Below are 21,485 nucleotides of genomic sequence, written 5' to 3' on the forward strand. Positions count from 1 at the left end.
TTTGTTATTGAGTACAATCCTGCTTTAGAAAACGTAATTAAATCTTTCTTAAAAAACAGAACTAAAAGTTTTGAAAGACAAATGGCGCTAGCAGAATATTATTTTCCATTATTTGAAGAAAAATTATCAAAATACAATTTGCCTTTAGAAATTAAATATTTAGCTATCGTAGAATCGGCTTTACAGCCTAAAGCAAAATCTAAAGTTGGCGCCGGTGGTTTATGGCAATTCATGCCAGCAACTGGTAAACAATACAAATTAAACATTTCTACTTATGTAGACGAGCGTCATGACCCAATAAAATCGACCGAAGCTGCTTGTCATTATATGATGAATATGTATGCTATTTTTGGCGATTGGAGTTTGGTTTTAGCTTCGTACAATTGCGGACCTGGAAATGTTTCAAAAGCCATTAGGCGTTCTGGTGGAAAAACAGATTATTGGGAAATTAGAAAATATTTACCAAGAGAAACGGCTAACTATTTACCTGCTTTTTTAGCTACGATGTACATTTACGAGTTTAAAAAAGAACACGGTTTGGTGCCTAAAAAAGCAGAAATGACGTATTTTGAAACCGATACCGTTATGGTAAAACAAGCCATGACATTTAAGCAATTGTCGGATTTATTAGATATTTCTGAGGCACAATTGGAATACTTAAATCCAATTTATAAATCAAAATACATTCCTTCAATTGACGATGAATATTTTTATTTACGCTTACCGAAAAATAAAATTGGGATTTTTGTTTCGAACGAAGAAAAAATATATGGCTATTTAGCATATTTAGAACAAGAAAAATCAAGAAACCTTCAGTTAGCACTTCAAGCAAAAAAACGCGACAGCATTGCCAAACAAGATTCTTTAGCAGTAGCCGCAAGTCTTGTAGTTGCGAATAACGAGCCTGTGGAGATGGAAGAAGTGCTTAAGAAACGCACCAAAGAAGTAGTAAGTAAAAACTTCCATAAAGTGAAAAAAGGCGAGACATTAGCTGAGATTGCTAAGAAAAACCAAGTGTCTATAACTGATTTAAAAACGTGGAACAAAATTAAAGGGAGTACTATTAATGCCGGACAAAGTTTGGTGATACAAACTACCAAAAAAGTCACGGTCAACGAAGTCGTCAAAAAACCGAAACCGAAAACCGAAATTATTGAGCCAGAAGTTGAAAATGGAGTTGCTGTAAATACTGAAAAACCAACAGAAAATAAATATTCTTCTGCGAAAAGCAAAATTGAAATTAAAGAAGATTATTACATCGTACAAAAAGGAGATTCTATTTTTTCAATCACTAAAAAGTTTCCGAATTTAACGACTGACGATTTAAAAAAGAAAAACGATTTGAAAACAGATAATATTCAACCTGGAATGAAGCTGAAAATACAAGGATAAACCATTATTTTTATATTATTTAAACCTTTGTAAAAGTGTTATTTTTAATAAACTTTCACAAAGGTTTTTTGTTTCAACTCGTAAAATGGTTTAGTTTTGTCTTTCAAATTAATAAAATGATTCAATTTAAAATAAAGCCGTTTCAAGAATTAACTATTGACGAGTTATATGCATTGTTGCAATTGCGATCCGAAGTGTTTGTAGTGGAGCAAAATTGCGTATATCAAGACATTGATGGAAAAGACCAAAAAGCCATTCATGTTTTAGGGTATTCCGACGGTGTTTTAGTGGCTTGTTCACGCCTTTTTAAACCGAAAGATTATTTTGAATACAGCTCAATAGGTCGAGTAATTGTAAAGGAATCGTACCGAGACAAAAAATTTGGTCACGAGTTGATGCGCGTTTCTATAGATGCGATTAAATCACTTTTTCAGGAAACAAAAATTACAATTTCTGCCCAATTATATTTGCAAAAATTTTACGAAAGTCACGGTTTTGCTGTAGTTGGTGAAAGTTATTTGGAAGACGACATTCCGCACATTGAAATGAAAAAGGTATAGTAAAAATTCGGTTTAAATCTTCGTAATAACCAATTCTACTCTTCTGTCAAATTGCTCATCTTTGCCTATGGGCTGTGTATTTCCATATCCTTTAAAAGTCATACGGACTTTACTAATACCTCGACTATGAAGAAATTTATACACCCTTTCTGCTCTATTTTTGGATAGTTCTCTTTTTCGTGTATCCTTGTCAATAGCGTCTTTATGAAACGGCGGCGTACAACAAACATGACCCTGAATTTCAATTTGAATGTTTGGATATCTTTTTAGTAAAATAACAATCGTTTCGAGTTGTTTAATAGCGCTTTGTTTAAGTTTGCTACTACCGCTATCAAAAAGTAATTTATCTAAATACACCCGATCACCTACTAAGGCATTTTTTCTAATAGTATTGTATAAGCCAGGGATATTTAGTTCTTCTATCACTAAAGGTTTAAAGTTTAAAACCACATCTACACGACGGTTTTTAGCTCTGGCCTCAGGAATGTCTTCTTCTAAATCTTCATCAATAAGCACCTTGCCTTTTCCTTCAATTTTTACAATAATTTTATATTTCACGCCTTTTTTTACCAACATGTTTTTTACACTATTTGCGCGATCTTGTGATAATTTGTAGTTGTAATTTATTTTTCCCACATCGTCGCAATAACCATAAATAGAAACACTTTGAAGTCGCGTGGTATCAATCAAACTTAAAAAATAGACTACCGCTTCAGATTGTAAAGGTTTTATTTCACGCACATCGGTATCAAAATAAATAGAATGCACGGTTTCTTCTTGAGAAAACCCAAGAAAAGAAGCAACTAAAAATAGAAATACAACTATTTTCTTCATTTTATTTTTTTAATATTTGTTTGTATTCTGTTGGATTATTTAATATTTGTTGCGCTTTTAGTACATCCGAATATTTAGTAGAAACATAATCGTAAAACGCGTTACGATAGCCATAACGTAATAATAATTCTTGTAAAAGAAGGCGTTTAATTTCTTCTTTGTTTTTATCTAATTCTTTGTCTTTTGTTTTTTCAATGGCGGCTTCTAATTGTTTTATTTCTATTTGAATGTCGGCATCTATTTTATCTTTTTTAGCAGCTTCTAACAGGTTTTTTAGAGACTTGTCGCTGTTGTTGTTGATTTCAACCTTTTCTTTCTTTAAAAACGCTTTAAATTCGTTGTATTCTGCTTCTGAGATATTGCTTGCGCTTTTTGCGTTTGGATTTCTGTAATACAACACGTTTGCAAATTCAAAAACAGCATCTGAATTAGCAATACTTAAACTGGTGGCGCTTTTTTTCATATCAGCAATTTCTACATCTGGCAAAACTCCGCCGCCATCGTAAACAATTCTTCCGCCTTTAGTTTTAAACGCGTTATATTCTTTTTCAGATGTTTTTATGGCTTTACCATTGGCGTCTTTTTTGCTATAATCAGTAGCTTGTATGCAACGACCAGAAGGCGTATAATATTTTGAAATGGTTACTTTTACTTGCGTACCATAGGTTAAATTAAATGGCCGTTGTACCAATCCTTTCCCAAAACTTCTATTTCCTACAATTACTGCTCGGTCTAAATCTTGCAACGCACCCGAAACAATTTCTGAAGCAGAAGCACTTCGGTCATTTACAATAATTGCTAATGGAATTTCAGTATCAACGGGTTCGTTTTTTGTTTTATAAATATGATTATGTGTTTTGTTTTGCGATTTTGTTGTGGTAATAATTTCTTCTTTTGACACAAATAAATTACAAATATTAACCGCTTCGTGAAGTAATCCGCCAGGATTGTCTCGTAAATCTAAAATAATTTTTGTGGCACCTTGTTCTTTTAAAGAAAGTAACGCTGCTTTGGTTTCTGCAGACGCTTTTTCGTTAAATTTTTGAAGCACAATATAACCTGTTTTGTCGCTTAATAATTTATAATACGGAACGGCTTTTATTTCTACTTCATCTAAAATAATTTGGCCTTTTTTTTCTATTCCTTGACGGAAATATACGATGTCAATTTTAGTGTTTTTAGCACCTTTTAACAATTGAGATGCGTCGTCTTTAAAATCTTTAAGCACTACATCTCCAATTTGGGTAATCACATCACCTGCTTTAAAACCACCTTTATCGGCAGGCATATTTTCGTATACTTCTTTTAAGATTATTTTATCATCTTTTCGTGTTATAATGGCCCCAATTCCGGTATATTCACCCGTATTATTTATTTTAAATTTAAGCACATCTTGCTCATCAAAGTAAACGGTATACGGATCCAATTCGCTTAGCATACTTTTTATAGCCACATCCATTAAGTTGCCTGGATTGGTTTCATCTACATAATTTTGATTGACAATTTTATATAGATTCGTAAAAATTTCAATTTGTTTGGCTAAGGCAAAAAAATCGTTTTGAAAACTTACGGCTACAAATAAAAATCCAGCTACAAGTGTTGGAATAAGCACCTTTTTTTTGTTTAAAAAACTCATAATTTATGGAATAATATTTTTACTAATTTAATTAAAATCTTTAAAAAAAAGCGGTTGTTTTTAATTTACTTTATCGTTTCGTTAAATTTTTGAAATAATTGTATGGTTTTTTCTTCTATTTCTTGATACGATAATTTTTCTTTTGTCTGATAAAAAAACATAAAAGCATAAGGCGTTTGGAGGTTATCTTTCAATAGGTTTTGATTTAATCGATAACATTCTCTAAGTACTCTTTTAAAATAATTTCTGTCAACCGCTCTTTTAAAATATTTTTTAGAAACGGAAACACCCATTAAAATTTTTTCAGAATTAGTTAGGTCAGTATTTTTAACATAAACCAATCGTAACGGATATTTAGATATAGATTTTCCTTCAGAAAACAAAAGATCAATTGTTTTATGGCTTTTTAGTTTTTCGTTATTTGGATAAGAAAATTGCATTACGCAAATGTATAAAAAAGGAAACGGTATAAAAAGAAAAACCTGTCATTCTAAATGTAGTTCAGAATTTCAGGTTTTCAATATTTTGAAGCCTTGCATAAGCTCTATATTATCCCGGTGAGTATGTATCCATTTTTCATAAAGTTAGTTTTTGATTATTCTTTTTGTAAATGTAGTACTTTCGGTTGTAATTTTAATAAAATAAATCCCATTTGAAGCGTTTGACAGATCCAAATTGCTTTCGAAATTTGAGATAATTATATCTTTTTCAGTTATAATTTGTTTTCCGGCAACATCATATACTTCTAATGTAAGTGGTTGAATTGTCCCAAAATTAATTTTAAAAATCCCATTAGAAGGATTAGGATATACCACAACGTTTTGAGCTTCAAAAGCAGTATTGGAAAGCGTGCCGTTGATTACGAAATTATCTACATTTACACCCAATTGATTTGCGGCTTCATCAGTATGAAATACAATTCTAAAAATAATATTGGATTCTGTATTTAATGCGTTTAAAGGATAAGAATAGATTCCTTCTGTTGTATTTGTACCAGTCCATTGTGCGCCAAGGCAATTATTACAATCTTCCCCTGTAGTAGTGGGTGTTCTGTCGCTATTATACCAATTAGTGCCCATCGTACCTAATACAGACCAATTTGCTCCAAAATCTGTAGAATATTCTACATATACTATATCCCAATTTAGCTCTAAATCGTATTTCATTGAAAAGCTAATTTGAGGATTTATAACATTGTTTAAATTATAGCATTGAGAGACCAAGTAAGATTTTACCATATCAGGATAATTACCAGATAAATTGGAGGTATATACCATATTGGTTGGCGAATCCATCGCATTACCATTATTTCTTGTAGCTCTTTGCCATTGCGACCCGCTTGAACCTTCATTATAGGAAACCAATGCATCAGCGGTATTCGTAAATGGATTAACTACACCAACAGTACCCGCATCATTAACATAAAAAACAGTGCTGCTGGAATTATTATCAGCATATGCATCACCTAATATAGTTGTAATTACAGATAAATTATGTGTGCCTTTTGCAAAATTACCGGTAGGTAAAACAATGTTTTGAGTGTTTCCGGCTGCAATAGTACCACTCCAGTTATAAGTATATAAGGCGCCATCAACAGTATAATTTACAGCCACTGAGTTAATTGTATTTAATCCATTGTTTTTTACTTCTACTTGTGGTGTAACACTTCCTGAACAAGCTACGCCGGTTGTTGGTTGTTGGATAGAAACTAGTTTTACGTCATTTGAAGGAATTTCAATGGGAATGTTAGATTGCCAAATTCCCCTTCCGTACGTTCCGGCTATGATTTTACCGTCTTCTAAATTAATTTCTAAATCAGTTACATCAACATTGGGCAAATTGGTATCAAATGCTTGAAAGCTTGACATAGAATCATCTCTGTAATAAACACCCAAACTAGTCCCAACATACAATGGGTTTAATGAATTTCTTCCTTGATGAATGATGATGTTTTTTCCAATATTAGGAATCCCACTTGTAATATCGGTAAAAGTTGAACCTCCATTTGAAGATTTTCTAACGGTTCCTGAAACCCCAGAAGTGGTAATATAAACAATATTGGCATCGGAATAATTTACATCTATTGAAGTAATGGCGCTTGGAGCAGTATATACCAAACTAAAACTAAGCCCTCTATTTGTGCTTTTAAAAAGTTGAGTACCATTAGACACAAACATAATATCATTGTTGGTTGGAGCTACTTCAATATAATCTATATTTCCTGATCCAACTGTAGCACCACTTTGCACCACCCAATTATTATTTACAAGTTTATATAATTTTGTAAAACCGGAAAAAACTTCCCCTTCTGAATTTACTACTAATGGCGTTACCCAGTTTCCGCTTTCAGGACCAGTAACTCCAGAAGATAAAGACAAGCCAGCATTATTACTAATATACAACGCGTCACCGTTATAAATAAAACCATAATATAAATTACTATTTAATGGACTAATAGCGTTATCCATTCCATCACCACCATGATATCCTCTCCAAGTATCATTATTATATGCAAAACCACCATTATCTTGAAGACCACCTGCAATTTTACCTGCGGTTTGTTTAGAAACAGAAATTTTATAAAACTGTCCAATTTGTGCAGCGCCTGTTTTCTCAGTAAATACTGCTCCATTAGTGTCAGAATCGTAAATACCTCCATCACTTCCGCAATATAATTTTGTGCCATGATATCCTAAATAATGAATGTCAGCATGTGTAAAACTCGAATTATATGTACTCCAGTTATTTAATTTTGTAGAGGATGTACCACCATTATTTGAGCGCCAAACGTTTAAACAACCAGTAAATACTTGTTCTGCATTAGTAGGAGAGGCTGCAAATGCCAAATCATACCAGGCTTGTGTAGATTCAAAAATATCGGTTGCATTAGATCGTTTTACCCAAGTAGTTCCGCCGTTTGTTGAACGATAAATCCCTTGAAAAGCACTACCAGTGGTGGCGCTTAATACATATACATACTCTGGATTTGCCGGAGTAACATCTAATAACATTCTTCCAGAACTTGCTGGAAGTGTTGAAACTATATTTGTGAAAGTAGCACCAGAATCTGTTGAGCGGTAAAATTTATTATTAGAAACGGCGTAAACGGTAGAAGGAGTTCCTGGTTTCAATCGAATGGAACCTTGAGAAAAATCACCGCTTTGAACCATTGTCCAAATTGTTCCAGCATTTGTTGTTCGGTACAATCCTGCACTTGTAGCACACCATAATATTTGATTATCTGTCGGATGAATAATAATATCACCAGCGGTTGTAAAGGTGTTTGAAAAAGATAATCCAGTTGTATTCCAAGTTGTTCCACCGTCTGTAGATTTCATTACTCCTATAGAATAGGTGTCTGTTGCGTCTTTATCTCCTGTAGAAATATAAATGGTGTTTGAGTTAGAATAGTCGACAGCAATTCCTGAAACTCCAATTTGAGGCAATTCATCAGCAAGTGGCACCCATGTTGTTCCGTTGTTTGTAGACTTCCAAATACCTCCTGCAGGAGTTCCAAAATAAATAGTATTGGGATTAGTAGGGTCTACATGAACAATGTTTACACGACCTCTAGCCATAGTCGAATTTGGCTGTGCATTTTGCATAGGACCTATTGGCTGCCAATTACTAGGAGGTAAAGAAAAAAGCAAATTATTTCTATTGGCTTTTTGGTTATTTTTTTCTTGCCAAGCCGACCAAAGTTGTTGAGAAGTCATTAAACTTCCGTTTGTATTTAATAAATTTACCCATCGATTTTCCCATCTTTTAAATGGTTTATACCCACTTCCTTTTTTCTTTTTATCGTGGGTAGTCCAATATTCATTAAAAAAAGACACATCACCTTGAAAAGTAAAATCTTTAGAATTAGGTTGATTGTTTTTCCATGGCGAATTCGGATTAAATTGAGAATACCCATTAATGGAAATCAATAAAATACAAGCTAAGTAAATGTTTTTCATTATTTTAAAAGTTTTGATGGTGCACAAATCTATTAAAAAAACTAATATTATTTAGCAACACAACTGTTAAATACCTAACTATTAAAACAAAATAGTCTTATTTTTGTAAAAAAATAGTCTTAAAAATGCTGAAATATAAAAAATTATCCATCTTTTTTGTGGGGTTACTTGTTGTAATTTTCATAGCCATTTACACATTATTAAACAGAAGAACCTTACCCATAATTACACCCAGAGACGTAAATCCGGAATTGGTAGATTCATTGGTGCAACACATTGGTTACAAACATAAAATAGCGCCATTTGAGTTTACCAATCAAAACGGAAAAAAGATTACAAATAAAGACTATGACGGTAAAATTTATGTAGCGGATTTCTTCTTTACGACTTGTCAAACCATTTGTCCAAAAATGACAGATAATATGGTTTGGTTACAAGACAAAATCAAAAACAATCCGAAAGTGAAACTGCTTTCTCATTCTGTTTTTCCAGATGAAGACACGGTTGAGGTATTAAAAAAATATGCCAAAGAAAAAGGGGTAATTGATGAAAAATGGAATTTAGTTACAGGAAATCAGAAAGAAATTTATAAAATAGCACGACAATCGTATTTGGCAGTAAAAACAGGAAAACCTGAAGAGCTTTATGATATGGTGCACACTGAAAATTTCGTCTTAGTGGATCAAAAAGGCAGAATTAGAGGGTTTTACAACGGATTAAACATCGATAAAACCGTTAAAGGAGAAAAAAACCTTACTCAATTAGTGGAAGATATCGAATTTTTATCTGAAAAAGAGTAAGCCTGTAATTCCGTTTTAAAAGCCTATTTAAGGAATTTTAGTCCCAATACTTTCTGTCCAAATCGCAAACCAATCTTCTAATTCCAATTCAAAATCATGAAGTTGTTTCAGACTTTTGATGCGATCCATTTGTGTAGTGCCTACAACTGGCTGAATCTTTGCAGGATGTTTCAAAACCCAAGCCAAAAGCAATAAATCATCAGAAATACCATATTTTACGGTTAGTTTTTGAAGTAAATCTCGTAATCGAATGGTTTGCGGAATAGCTTCTTTATATACAGAACCTAAAGGATTCCAAGCCATTGGCTGAATATTATGAAGCGACATATAATCCAATTCGCCATTTAACATAGATTCTAAATGAGTTGCGGAAAACTGAATTTGATTGTAGGCTACGGAACTACATTTTTTAATTAAATCGGTTTGTGAAGGCGTAAAATTAGACAAACCAAAAGCGAGTATTTTTCCAGATTTTTTAAGCTCAGTAATGGCTTCAGCAATAACTTCTGTTTGCATAAGCGGACTAGGTCTGTGTAAAAGCAATACATCAATATATTCGGTTTGTAAATTCTTTAATGAATTTTCTACGCTCCAAATAATGTGTTCTTTTGTATAATCGTAATGCTTAATGCTATAATCTCGTTCCTCACAAACATATTTTATACCACATTTGGTAATAAATTGTACTTCTTTTCTGTCAATATTCATTTCTGCCCAAGCAGATCCAAAATCGGCTTCTGTGGTATAGCCGCCATAAATATCAGCATGGTCAAATGTTGTAATTCCCTCCGTTACACAAGTTGCTATAAGTTGCTGAATGGCAGTTTGATTAAAATTTCTTCCCCATTTGCCCCAATTCATAGTGCCGGCAATTATAGATGATTTGTGACTAGACATGTTCGATATTTTTTATAAAAATAATAAGTATTTCTTAATTATTGATAAAGATATAACTATTTGCGATTAATTTAACCGTCAATTAACAACCAACACCAATTAAAATGTTTCTGATTTTTTCAGTTACTCTATATATTTGATATCTTTGCTATATAAATAATAAAAATTAAAAGCATCTTTACTAGGTGCTTTTTTTATCAAATGAATTCAAAAATGGAATGGTTCGCTTTATATACAAAGCCACGTAATGAAAAAAAGGTTGCCGAGAACCTTGCTGCACTTGGCATAGAAGTCTATTGCCCGTTAGTAACCACCATCAAACAATGGTCGGATCGAAAAAAAAAGGTAGAATCGCCTTTGATTCCTTCGTATGTATTTGTAAAAATTGAGGAAGCAAATCGAAAAGACGTGTTTCAAGTAGCTGGTGTTGTGCAATACGTATTTTGGTTGGGCAAACCAGCAAAAATTCAACCCTACGAAATAGAAGCATTAAAAACACAATTAGATGCACCTATTATTAATGTAACGATAGAAACCTGGACGCCCAAGGCACAAATTCAAATTAGCGAAGGCCCATTTAAAAATCAAATGGCGGTTGTGGAAAAAGTGTCAACAAACAAAGTAACTTTAATACTAAAGTCGTTAGGAATCCGATTAATTATAGACCGTTAATACGACATTATGTTGCTTTTGTCATACTTATAAATGTATTATTTCCCCAAATACACCCTAATATTTTTTATAAATTTACAACATAAATTACTGAAATACAGAATTTTATAAAAAAACAAACTAATTAATTTACCACTAAAATAAATTTTCAATTCATAAAATTTGTACTTTAGCGCTCTTAATGAAAAAGTAATTATGAGCCTAATTGTATTAACAGGAACTACTGGATATATCGGACAAAACCTTACCAAATATTTTAATTCAAAATCTAAAAAAAACAAGTCTATTTCGCTCCGATTTCAAAACTGGCACAAAATGATGCCTTTGGAAACGGAAACAATCATCCATTTAGCTGCAATAAATTTAAATCCGCAAGACAGCGCATTTGACGAAGAATATTTCAGAGTTAATACAGAATTAACGGCCAAATTATTTAGATATTTTTTAAATTCAAACGCCAAAACTTTTATCTTTTTAAGTACTACGGAATTAATTGACAAACAAATTTCAGAGGTAACAGAAGACGCCAAAGTAAATCCAACAAATCCTTTTCTTCAATCAAAATTTGATGCGGAACAGTTTATATTGAAACAAGTTTTACCTGAAGGAAAAAGAGCCATTATATTACGTGTTGCGCCAGTTTATGGAAGAGAAACCAAAAGCAACTTACACGACACGTTTAGTTTCTGTAAAAAATTTCCTTGGTTTTTTGGTGTTTTCGACACGAAACAATCTTTTTGCTATATTGATAACCTGACAGAAATTATTGCTCAAATTTCTGAAAAAACAACGGTTCCTTCAGGAATTTATAATGTTACAGATAATGAACCAATAGTAACTTCACATTTGGTCAATTGGATTGCTGATGTTTTCGGCAAAAAAGCCAAAATTATTAAAGTTCCTAAAGGCATATTAAATCTTTTTGCAAAAATAGGCAATATGTTCAAATGGGAATATAATTCTAAAAAGCTTTTAGAAATTTCTCATTCAAGAATTATTAACGGAAACAAAGTAAAAGCAGCGTTAGAGATGAATAAAATGCCTTTTGACACAGAAACCGCAGTGCTAAAAACAATTGAGTATTACGACTCCATAAAAATATAAATAGTAGTAATAACGACTTATATTCAAACAAAAAAGGGGATTTATTTAAATAAATCCCCTTTTTTAAATATATAAAAAATTCTTACTTTAATACAGCTAGCAAAATTCCGGCTAAACTAGTTAATACACTAGCTATCCCAACAATTTCTCCAGTGCTTGCTTTTGTTCTTTCTGGTTTTTCTGGTACAATAATTTTACTACCTGCAAAAACTTTCGGGTATTTTCTAATTCCAAAAACAGAACCTGATGCACTTGCAGAACCATTTGCATGTACTACATATACTTTTTTCATCCACCCTTTTTCGGCAGTACCACCTGCGTTTTTAATGTAATATTTAATGTTTTTACCTTTTCTAAAAGGCACTTCAGTATCAAACATTACACTACCCGAAATCAATACAGTTGATTTTTTATTTGGAATAATAATATCGTCGCCAGCAATTAAAATTAAATTACTAGAACTTAATGGTTTTTTAGAAATTCGTTTCCAATCTATAGGAATATTTAATCCATTTCTAATAACTTTAATCGCTTCGGTATCTGCTTCATCTGTGATGCCTCCTGAACGAGTAATGAAATCCATAACGCGTTCTTCTTTTTTAGCAATTGCATAACCACCTGGGTATAATATTTCGCCTGAAACATTTACCATTTGAGGGGTTTCAAAAGTAACTATTCTTCTAATTACTATGTGGTCTTGTGGTTCCAATAAAAATGTAGCCGCTTGTTCTGGGTTTTTCGGATCTATTGTAAGATTAAAAGTTATAATTTTTTCTTTGTCATTTGGATTAAAAACAGCGTCTTTCTTGTTTCTAAAAACCGAAACATTACTAGCTGCTAAATCTGTAAAAAATTCAGATTCTAATAATAAATCATACAAGCTCATGCCAGAGACATAGTTATAATCACCAGGTTTACGAATCTCGCCAGCTATAGATAATTTATAATCGTCTAACAATTCTTGATTGTAAAACACCACAAGCACATCTTCTTTTTGAAGGGTCATATTTGCCGCTTCTTCCCCGTTAAGGGCGCTTTGTAAGTTAAAACTGATGTATTCTTTTGTTAAATCGCTTTTCTGACGGATTAAAGAAGCCTTTTCTAAAAACACATTTTCAGTTACGCCGTCAGCCTTTTTCAACAAATCTTTTATAGTCATGCCGCCACTAGTTGGAAGACTATATTCTCCCGGACGATATACCGCTCCTTTTATCTGAACACGATTTTCATATCGATCTAAAATTTTATCTACACTAATCATATCACCTGCTTTTGGAAGATACGAAGCAAATGTCAATTCATTCAAATCGGTTACTTTTAATTCAGAATTGGTTTTTTGTTTCACCAAAATTCTATTTTTATAAGCATTTTCTGTAAATCCAGAAGCATATGAAATCACTTGTTTTAAATTTTCACCTGCAACCATTTCAAAAATTCCAGGGCGTTTTATTTCACCTTCTAACGTAACACGTGCTTCATAACTTGGTATACGAATCACATCATTATCTGTAAGCGAAACATTATCACTTTGGTCGCCTTTTGTTAAAAAACGGTACAAATCTATGGTGCGAATTATTTTATTATTTCTAATCAATTCAATTTTTCTATAACTTCCAATATCGCTTGGACCTCCAGCCACATGCAAGGCATTGTACACCGAACTCATAGAGCTTAAACGGTAATTTCCAGATTGTTGGGCACCAATTATAGTTACTAAAATGGTTCGGTAATTAGAAACACTAACCGATAGTTTACTACCGTTACCAGCAAGCGTGCTGTATATTTTTCCAATTTGTTTTTGTAATTTGTTTTTTGCAGCTTCAAACGCAAGACCACTTAAAAATACTTCACCAACATTTGGGATATTTATCGTTCCGTTTTTAGAAATAGTAGCGGAATAATTAAATTGCTGCACCCCATATACATTGATGTCCAATTGGTCGCCAGGCCCTAAAACATAGTTGGGCGGTGTAGGCATATTTTGATTGGGTTCAAAAGACAAACTTTTGCTTGTAAACAATTCAGAACCAAAAACAGCAACATTTTTAGAAGCCAAAACACTTCCATCTTGGGTAATAATAGCGGCTGGTTTTTTCTGTTCTTCTTTTACTTCTGTTGGTACAGTTGTGTTTGATTGTAACCTAACTTTTAATTGCATAAACTCAGTTGCCGACATACCTTTTGCAAGCGCTAAAGGTTCTGCTTGTTCTAAAGTCATTTGATTGGCTTTCAGTTCTTTTCCAATTTGTGCAATCTCTGCCTCACTAAATTGTGCCGCTTTAATTTGACTCAAATCTTTTCCTTTTAAAAACTCTTGTCCAAAGGAAAAAAGGGTAAACAAAGTAAAACAGCTAACAAGAAAAATGCGCTTCATAATATGTAATAATTAAGTTTATACGGCAAAGGTATGAAAAAAAACAACGCTTTAATCAATTACTAAACAAGCAACATGTTCTATTTTGAGTTGAAATATTTGATCTTATATATCCTCAGTAGTTTCAAAAATATTTTTATACACTAGAGATTTCTTCGCGTCATGAACAGCCAGTGCTTCTTTTATGGTTCTTTCGTAATAGGTTCTTAAAATTTTTGGCTCAATAATTTTAATAGTATACATCCAATGTAACAACCAGCCCAAAAGTTCTCTGTTTATTCCACACGTTAAAGTTAAAAGTATTTTCCCTTTTTTCTTTTCAAATTGCTGAGAGTGATGCCAGGTATGATTTTGAATAAATTCGCTCAACACGTTTGAAATTTCTATTTGGATAGTATTAATGTTGGAATTTTTTTGTTTTTGAAGTGACATATGTTGTACTTATATAGTATAAATATGGCTTTTTGAGACAACATTAAAACATTTAAAATATTGAATTAAAGTGAATTAGCACAGTTTTGTGTATTAAGAACTGAAAACTAGAGCATAGATGGGCTAAAGATGGCCTAACATATATGGTGTAGCATGTTGTTTTTTTATAATTTTGTCACAATAAATTGTCATTAAATTTCCAAAATGATAGAAGAAGAAATACTCGTATTATTTAAAAAATATATACCAATTCAATTTTGGCCAAACATCAGTAAAACAGCAATTGAATTTAAGGATAATTATTTTTTAAAACGGATAGGCGCCACTAAAAAATGGTACCGTAACTATTATTTAAAAGTAACCTATAAAAATCAAACCATAAAAAAAATTAGGCTATCACTTGAAGATAAAAATGTATTAAAACAAAATGTAAAAAGATTCAATCAAAGCCTTAAAAACGAACAACAAATCAATAATCATTTAAAAAACGAATCTAAATTTTAGTAAAACCTTTTTTTATTCGTAAAAATAAGAGTACTTTTGTTATTCAATTCCGAAGTGCATGCTAGCAAATTTAATTACTTCAAAAACCAGGTTGCGCTTATTAGTGAAATTTTTCATTAATACCGCAAATGATGGGTATTTAAGAGGATTAGCAACTGAAATGCACGAAAACACAAACGCCATCCGTAAAGAATTGAACAACCTGTCAGACGCAGGGTTTATTATTCGCAAGGAGCAAGAATCAAAAGTTATTTATAAAGCAAACAAGCTACACCCTTTTTTCTCATTATTACAACAAATAGTGAGGAAACACATTGGGTTAGATGATATTATTGAATCAATTGTAGATAGAATTGGCTCCATCAACCGTGTTTTTTTAATTGGCGATTACGCAAAAGGCATCGATTCAGGCCAAATAGAAGTAGTGATTGAAGGAGATGTAGTTGACGAAAAGTACTTAGCACAATTGAAACCAAAAATTGAAACCGAAATCAGAAAAACCATCACCTTTCATATTACCAAGTATTATGAAGGCAATGGCGTATTGGTTTTTCAACACGAATAAATAAACCAAATAGGTTTATAAACTAAAATTGTTAGCCCAAAAATGGGACTGACCAGGCGAAGCCGTGGAGATTTTGATTTGAAAATGGATTAATTTGAAGATTTGACCCTAGGCACAGCCGTACAGAGCGCAGCTAAAATTCAAAATTCCTCGTTAAAAATAATAAAAGTCAAAAGTAATTCATAAAGACGAATAACCCATAAATCCAAAATCGTAATTCGTAAATTTAAAAACCCTTTACCCAAAACCTTTCACCTTATACCCTTTAATAAACTTGAAAACCGAAAATAACATTATACTATCAGTAACAGGACTTGGCTATGTAGGTTTACCCTTAGCCCTTGAATTTGCTAAGAAATACAAAGTCATTGGTTTTGATATTAATAAAGAGCGAGTAGCCTTAATGAAACAAGGTATTGATCCTTCAAACGAATTAACGCCAGCTGCTTTTAAAAATGCTACTATTACTTTTACTTCTAATTATGAAGAAGTTAAGGAAGCCAATTTTCATATTATCGGAGTACCAACCGATATCGATAAAAACAAAGTGCCAAATCTTAATCCTTTATTAAGTGCTTCAAAAAGCATTGGAAAAATATTAAAAAAAGGCGATACCGTAGTATATGAATCAACCGTTTATCCAGGTTGTACTGAAGAAGATTGCGTACCCGTTTTAGAAAAACACAGCGGTTTAAAAGCAGGTGTCGATTTTCATTTTGGCTACAGTCCAGAACGAATTGTTCCGGGTGATAAAGTAAAAACAGTTACTAAAATATTGAAAATTGTTTCAGGAAACAGTCCAGAAGCACTTGAAAAAATTGCGGCTGTGTATGGTTCCATTATCGAAGCAGGCTTACATTATGCACCTTCGATAAAAGTAGCTGAAGCTGCCAAAGTAATAGAAAACACGCAACGCGACATCAATATATCGTTAATGAATGAATTGGCCATCATATTCGATAAAATGAATATAGATACCCAAGCCGTTATTGAAGCCGCAGGCACAAAATGGAATTTTCACAAGTACCAACCCGGTTTAGTAGGAGGCCACTGTATCAGTGTCGATCCGTTTTATTTAATGCACAAAGCAAAAAAAATCGGAATTGACCCTCAAGTCATCGCTGCAGGAAGACGCGTAAATGATTTTATACCGACTTTTATCGCAAAAAAAGTGGTTCAAACACTTATTGAGCAAGATAAAAACCCAGGAAAATCCCGTGTGTTGGTGATGGGAATTACCTTTAAAGAAGAGGTATCCGACATTCGAAATTCTAAAGTAATCGATTTGATTAAGGAACTAGAAGACTATTCTGTTGAGGTAGATGTAATTGATCCCAACGCAGACCCAATAGAATTGAAGCAACATTATAATGTTCGTTTAACGCCAAACCCAACTGGAAAATACGATAGCATTATAGTAGCAGTAGGGCACCAAGCCTACCGCAACATGACACCATCAGATTTTGAAAAACTATCAAACGGCCCTTTATATTTATACGACATCAAAGGCGTTCTAAATAAAAAAGACTTCAAAAATTATTGGAGATTATAGGCAATGTGTCAATTAGTTAATTAGCCGATTAGTCAATTCGTTATAATAAATCAATTGTTGACTTCGAGTGCCTCAGCCAACAAAGAGCGCCTCAGATAACTGACTGCTGACTGAGGCACTCGAAGTCAACAGACATAACAACAACCAACCATTCACCGCGTCCTTTGCGAAAAACGTTGCGAACCTTGCGGTTAAAATAAAAATCAGTGTTGCCTTCGAGAGCCTCAGTCAACAGACAAAACAACAACCCAGCATTCACTGCGTCCTTTGCGAAACCCTTGCGAACCTTGCGGTAAAAAAAAAACAAGTATAACTAAAAAGTGAAAAGTAGTAAGGAATAGCTAAAGCCTAATACCCAATACCCTTCACCCAATACCTATAAAAAATGGAAACACCAAACGACGAAATCACTTTAAAAGAACTCCTTCTAAAAACTAAAGAATGGTACACCTACCTTCTTTCTCAATGGAAAATGATTGTTTTAGCAGGAATCGTAGGAGCCCTTGTAGGTTTGGGCTACTCGTTTTATAAAAAACCAGTGTATACTGCCACATTAACCTACGCTTTAGAAGATGGAAAAGCTGCAGGTGGCGGATTAGGTAGTTTGGCCAGTTCATTTGGCTTCGACATTGGCGGAGCAGGTGGAAACAGTGGTGCCTTTTCTGGTGCCAATTTAATGGAATTGTTTAAATCTCGCGCTATGGTAGAACAAACTTTATTGGCGCCCGTAATACAAAACAACAAAACCATTTCTTTAGCTGAAATGTACATTCAAGATAAAAAGTGGCGCGGCAACTGGGAAGAAAAACCAGCCTTAAAAAACATTACTTTTTTACCCAATTCTGATAGAACTAAATTTACCAGAGCCCAAGACAGCATTTTTGGGGTGATTTATAATGATTTATCCAAAAACGCTTTAACTGTAGACCAAAAAGACAAAAAAGTAGCCATTGGTACTATTACCATGAAAGGAACAAACGAATATTTTGCACAGCAATTTAATCTAGCATTAACCAAAACGGTTACCGATTTTTATATCGAAACCAAAAGCAAACGCGCGAAGGAAAATATGGACATCTTGGTACGTCAAACCGATTCCATTCGTAGGGAGTTGAATGGCGCCATTACTGGAGTAGCAGTTGCCAACGATAACACATTTGGTCTCAATCCAGCTTTAAACGTGAAACGCGTACCATCTGCCAGAAGACAAGTAGACGTGCAAGCAAATACCGCAATCTTAACCGAAATCGTAAAACAAACCGAATTGGCCAAAGTAACCCTTCGTAAAGAAACGCCGTTAATACAAGTTATCGACCAACCCATTTTACCATTACCAAAAGAAAAATTCGGAAAAGCAAAAGGAATAGTATTAGGCGGAATATTAGCTGGGTTTTTAACTATTTTAGGATTGATTATAAGAAGAATTTTTAAAGAGTTAAGTCTTTAATGTGCCAATGAGTCAAAAAGTCAATGTGCTAATTTGAAGATTTGGTATTCAATAGTATAAAAGCAATTGTTGACTTCGAGAGCCTCAGTCAACAACGAGAGCCTCAGTCAACAACGAGAGCCTCAGTCAACAGACAATTTTAGACTTATACTCACTTATATGCCTTATATGGTTTTAAAATAAAAAATGTCCCGATTAGACAATTCGTTATTCAATATAATAAGAAGTGAAAAGTAGCAAATCTGTACATCCGCAAATCCAAAACCTCAAACCCAATATCCACTAGTAATCCAAAAAATTGCTTCTAGAAAACCAACATACAGAATTTAAATCTAGTTTCAATGATGCGGTAATTGAAACGGTTTCTGCTTTTGTAAACACAAAAGGGGGAAAAGTGTATATTGGTGTAGATGATTTAGGGCAACCGATTCCCAATTTTTCGATTGGAAAAGAAAGCATCCAAAATTGGATAAACGAAATTAAGAATAAAACACAGCCAGGTATAATTACCGACATAGAACCTCTAATTATTCAGGGAAAAGAAATAATTTGTGTTAGTGTACACGAATTTCCAATTAAACCAGTCGCATTCAAAGGAAGATATTATCAAAGAGTAAATGGTGCCAATCATCAGCTAAGTTCTCAAGAAGTAGCAGATTTGCATTTAAAGACCTATAGTAGTAGTTGGGATTATTATCCGTCACCACATTATGATATGGATTCGATTTCTCTGGATAAAGTCGCTCAATTTATAGATTTAGCGAATCAAATTAGAGAAGTTAAAATTCAGGACGAACCCCTTAAGGTACTTCGCAAATTTGAATTAGTAAAAAACGACAATCAAATTGCTAATGCTTGTCATTTGTTATTTTCTAAAAATGAAGTATTCGATGCGACCATTTCAATAGGTCGATTTGCCTCTGAAACAAGTATCAAAGACAGTTTGGTGGTAAGAACAGATTTGTTTAACGAAGTGGATATAACTTTAGCATTTCTTAAAAAACACATTAATAAAAATTACATTATTACAGGCGACCCGCAACGGAAGGAAAAATGGGAGTATCCGCTTGAAGCACTTAGAGAAATTGTAATCAATATGGTTGTACATCGAAATTATCAAAGTGCTGGAGATGCTATCATAAAAATATACGACACCAAAATTGAATTCTACAATCCGGGAAAATTGGAAAATGGATTGACAATTGCTGATTTACAAGCGGGGACTTATACCTCTTATGCCAGAAACAGAAAAGTAGCCGATATATTTAGAGAAGCAGGAATTATCGAAAAGTACGGTTCAGGAATACAACGCATTACAAATGCTTTTATTAGTTATGGATTACAAGAACCTGTTTTTGAAGAGTTTCAAAACGGTTTTAGAGTCACAGTTTTTAATAATTCTAATAACAACACCAATAATCTCGGTATAAATGAGGGATTAAATGAGGGATTAAATGAGGGATTAAATGAGGGATTAAATGAGGGATTAAATTCCATGTTAACTGCAATAATTCATAACCCAGGTATTCAGGCAAAACAATTATCCGATATATTAGGAGCTAGACCATTAAAAACAATTGAACGACAAATAAAAAGTTTAACAGATAAGGGACATATAGAAAGAAAAGGAAGCAAAAAAACAGGCGGATATTGGAAGGTGAAAAATTAGTCAATTAGACAATGTGCCAATTTAAAGATTCAGTATTCAATAGTATAAAAGCAATTGTTGACTTCGAGAGCCTCAGTCAACAACGAGAGCCTCAGTCAACAGACAATTTTAGACTTATACTCACTTATATGCCTTATATGGTTTAAAATAAACAATGTGCCGATTAGACAATTCGTTATTCAAAATTCCTTGTTAAAAATAATAAAATTCAAAAGTAATTCATAAAGACGAATAAGACGTAAATCCAAAAACCCTTTACCCAAAACCTCACACCCTTTACCCATAAATAAATGAAAAAAGCCATAATAGTAAGCGGATATTTTAATCCCATCCACAAAGGCCATATTGAATATTTCAATAATGCTAAAGCGTTGGGCGATTATCTTATTGTAATTGTCAATAACGACAAACAAAGGGTTTTAAAAGGCAGTAAAGAATTTCAAAAAGAAGACGAACGAGTGTTTATCGTCTCAAATATTAAAAGCGTTGACCAGGTGTTTCTTTCCATTGATGAAGATCGCACTGTTTGTGCCACCATACAACACATCCACGAACAAGTACACCACGAGTACCAATTAGCATTTGCCAATGGCGGCGACCAAAACAATAACTCCATACCCGAAGCTCCTATTTGTGAAAAATTGGAAATCGTATTATTAGACGGGTTAGGGGATAAAATTCAATCATCAAGTTGGTTGTTGAAATAAATAATTTAGTATGATAAAAAACTTAATTATATTTGGAACTCGACCTGAAGCCATAAAAATGGCGCCTTTGGTCAAACAATTTCAAAAAGAAGAAAAGTTTGAAACCAAAGTATGTGTAACAGCACAACACAGAGAAATGCTAGATCAAGTCTTGGATTTTTTCGAAATTACACCAAATTATGATTTGGATTTAATGAAACCCAATCAAAATTTATATTCGTTGACTTCTGATATTATTTTAGGTTTAAAACCAATTTTAGAAGAATTTCAACCAGATTACGTATACGTTCACGGAGACACAACTACAACTATGGCTGCAAGTATTGCTGCATTTTATGCAGGTGCAAAAGTTTGTCATGTAGAAGCAGGTTTGCGTACCCA

19 protein-coding genes are annotated in these 21,485 nt (G+C 33.1%); 12 read left to right on the forward strand and 7 right to left on the reverse strand.

Annotated features, from left to right (window positions below):
- Both KA468_RS07715 and KA468_RS07720 read left to right on the forward strand, forming a co-directional pair.
- On the forward strand, positions 1-1,392 hold a 1,392-nt coding region (locus KA468_RS07715; protein ID WP_291242366.1), incomplete at its 5' end, for a lytic transglycosylase domain-containing protein.
- Between the two features lie 116 nt (positions 1,393-1,508).
- Positions 1,509-1,952, forward strand: coding sequence for a GNAT family N-acetyltransferase (locus KA468_RS07720; protein WP_291242367.1), 444 nt, complete (start codon positions 1,509-1,511; stop codon positions 1,950-1,952).
- Between the two features lie 12 nt (positions 1,953-1,964).
- On the opposite strand, the gene KA468_RS07725 is transcribed toward KA468_RS07720, so the two are convergent.
- The 4 genes from KA468_RS07725 to KA468_RS07740 form a co-directional block, all read right to left on the reverse strand.
- Positions 1,965-2,786, reverse strand: a complete 822-nt coding sequence (locus KA468_RS07725) for an OmpA family protein (RefSeq protein ID WP_291242368.1) — start codon at positions 2,784-2,786, stop codon at positions 1,965-1,967.
- A 1-nt stretch (position 2,787) separates the two neighbouring features.
- The gene (locus tag KA468_RS07730) at positions 2,788-4,422 is read right to left on the reverse strand and encodes a S41 family peptidase (protein WP_291242369.1); all 1,635 of its coding nucleotides are present in this window, start codon (positions 4,420-4,422) and stop codon (positions 2,788-2,790) included.
- A 65-nt stretch (positions 4,423-4,487) separates the two neighbouring features.
- A complete protein-coding gene (rnpA, locus tag KA468_RS07735; RefSeq protein ID WP_291242370.1) occupies positions 4,488-4,862 on the reverse strand; it encodes a ribonuclease P protein component in 375 nt (124 codons plus the stop codon).
- Between the two features lie 144 nt (positions 4,863-5,006).
- Positions 5,007-8,381, reverse strand: coding sequence for a T9SS type A sorting domain-containing protein (locus KA468_RS07740; protein WP_291242371.1), 3,375 nt, complete (start codon positions 8,379-8,381; stop codon positions 5,007-5,009).
- 125 nt (positions 8,382-8,506) lie between these two features.
- Here KA468_RS07740 and KA468_RS07745 point away from each other — a divergent pair, with 125 nt between their 5' ends.
- Complete coding sequence (locus KA468_RS07745) at positions 8,507-9,181, forward strand: SCO family protein (RefSeq protein ID WP_291242372.1); 675 nt, start codon at positions 8,507-8,509, stop codon at positions 9,179-9,181.
- A gap of 27 nt (positions 9,182-9,208) precedes the next feature.
- Here the strand turns inward: KA468_RS07745 and KA468_RS07750 are convergent, their stop codons facing one another.
- Positions 9,209-10,078 (reverse strand): aldo/keto reductase, encoded by an 870-nt coding sequence (locus KA468_RS07750; RefSeq protein ID WP_291242373.1) that lies wholly within the window; start codon positions 10,076-10,078, stop codon positions 9,209-9,211.
- A gap of 213 nt (positions 10,079-10,291) precedes the next feature.
- On the opposite strand from KA468_RS07750, the gene KA468_RS07755 reads away from it, so the two are divergent.
- Both KA468_RS07755 and KA468_RS07760 read left to right on the forward strand, forming a co-directional pair.
- On the forward strand, positions 10,292-10,750 hold the full coding sequence (locus KA468_RS07755; protein WP_291242374.1) for a transcription termination/antitermination protein NusG: 459 nt from the start codon (positions 10,292-10,294) through the stop codon (positions 10,748-10,750).
- A 195-nt stretch (positions 10,751-10,945) separates the two neighbouring features.
- Positions 10,946-11,854, forward strand: coding sequence for an NAD-dependent epimerase/dehydratase family protein (locus KA468_RS07760; RefSeq protein ID WP_291242375.1), 909 nt, complete (start codon positions 10,946-10,948; stop codon positions 11,852-11,854).
- 82 nt (positions 11,855-11,936) lie between these two features.
- Here KA468_RS07760 and KA468_RS07765 read toward each other — a convergent pair whose 3' ends face one another.
- Positions 11,937-14,147: an SLBB domain-containing protein gene (locus KA468_RS07765; RefSeq protein ID WP_291242376.1), complete on the reverse strand. Its 2,211-nt coding sequence runs from the start codon at positions 14,145-14,147 to the stop codon at positions 11,937-11,939.
- 186 nt (positions 14,148-14,333) lie between these two features.
- Positions 14,334-14,660, reverse strand: a complete 327-nt coding sequence (locus KA468_RS07770) for a WYL domain-containing protein (protein WP_291242377.1) — start codon at positions 14,658-14,660, stop codon at positions 14,334-14,336.
- Between the two features lie 204 nt (positions 14,661-14,864).
- Here KA468_RS07770 and KA468_RS07775 point away from each other — a divergent pair, with 204 nt between their 5' ends.
- From KA468_RS07775 to KA468_RS07805, 7 genes are all read left to right on the forward strand, one after another.
- Positions 14,865-15,164, forward strand: a complete 300-nt coding sequence (locus KA468_RS07775) for a hypothetical protein (protein WP_291242378.1) — start codon at positions 14,865-14,867, stop codon at positions 15,162-15,164.
- A 58-nt stretch (positions 15,165-15,222) separates the two neighbouring features.
- Complete coding sequence (locus KA468_RS07780; protein ID WP_291242379.1) at positions 15,223-15,729, forward strand: ArsR family transcriptional regulator; 507 nt, start codon at positions 15,223-15,225, stop codon at positions 15,727-15,729.
- A gap of 274 nt (positions 15,730-16,003) precedes the next feature.
- Entirely contained in the window at positions 16,004-17,281 is a 1,278-nt protein-coding gene (locus tag KA468_RS07785) for a nucleotide sugar dehydrogenase (protein ID WP_291242380.1), read from the forward strand.
- 385 nt (positions 17,282-17,666) lie between these two features.
- The gene (locus KA468_RS07790) at positions 17,667-18,728 is read left to right on the forward strand and encodes a Wzz/FepE/Etk N-terminal domain-containing protein (protein ID WP_291242381.1); all 1,062 of its coding nucleotides are present in this window, start codon (positions 17,667-17,669) and stop codon (positions 18,726-18,728) included.
- 298 nt (positions 18,729-19,026) lie between these two features.
- A complete protein-coding gene (locus tag KA468_RS07795; protein ID WP_291242382.1) occupies positions 19,027-20,397 on the forward strand; it encodes an RNA-binding domain-containing protein in 1,371 nt (456 codons plus the stop codon).
- 290 nt (positions 20,398-20,687) lie between these two features.
- Positions 20,688-21,104 carry an adenylyltransferase/cytidyltransferase family protein gene (locus tag KA468_RS07800; protein WP_291242383.1) on the forward strand — a complete coding sequence of 139 codons (417 nt, stop codon included), beginning with the start codon at positions 20,688-20,690 and terminating at the stop codon, positions 21,102-21,104.
- 10 nt (positions 21,105-21,114) lie between these two features.
- The coding region (locus KA468_RS07805) for a UDP-N-acetylglucosamine 2-epimerase (protein ID WP_291242384.1) at positions 21,115-21,485 on the forward strand (371 nt) is incomplete at its 3' end.

The organism is Flavobacterium sp., assembly GCF_017985075.1.
GTDB lineage: Bacteria > Bacteroidota > Bacteroidia > Flavobacteriales > Flavobacteriaceae > Flavobacterium.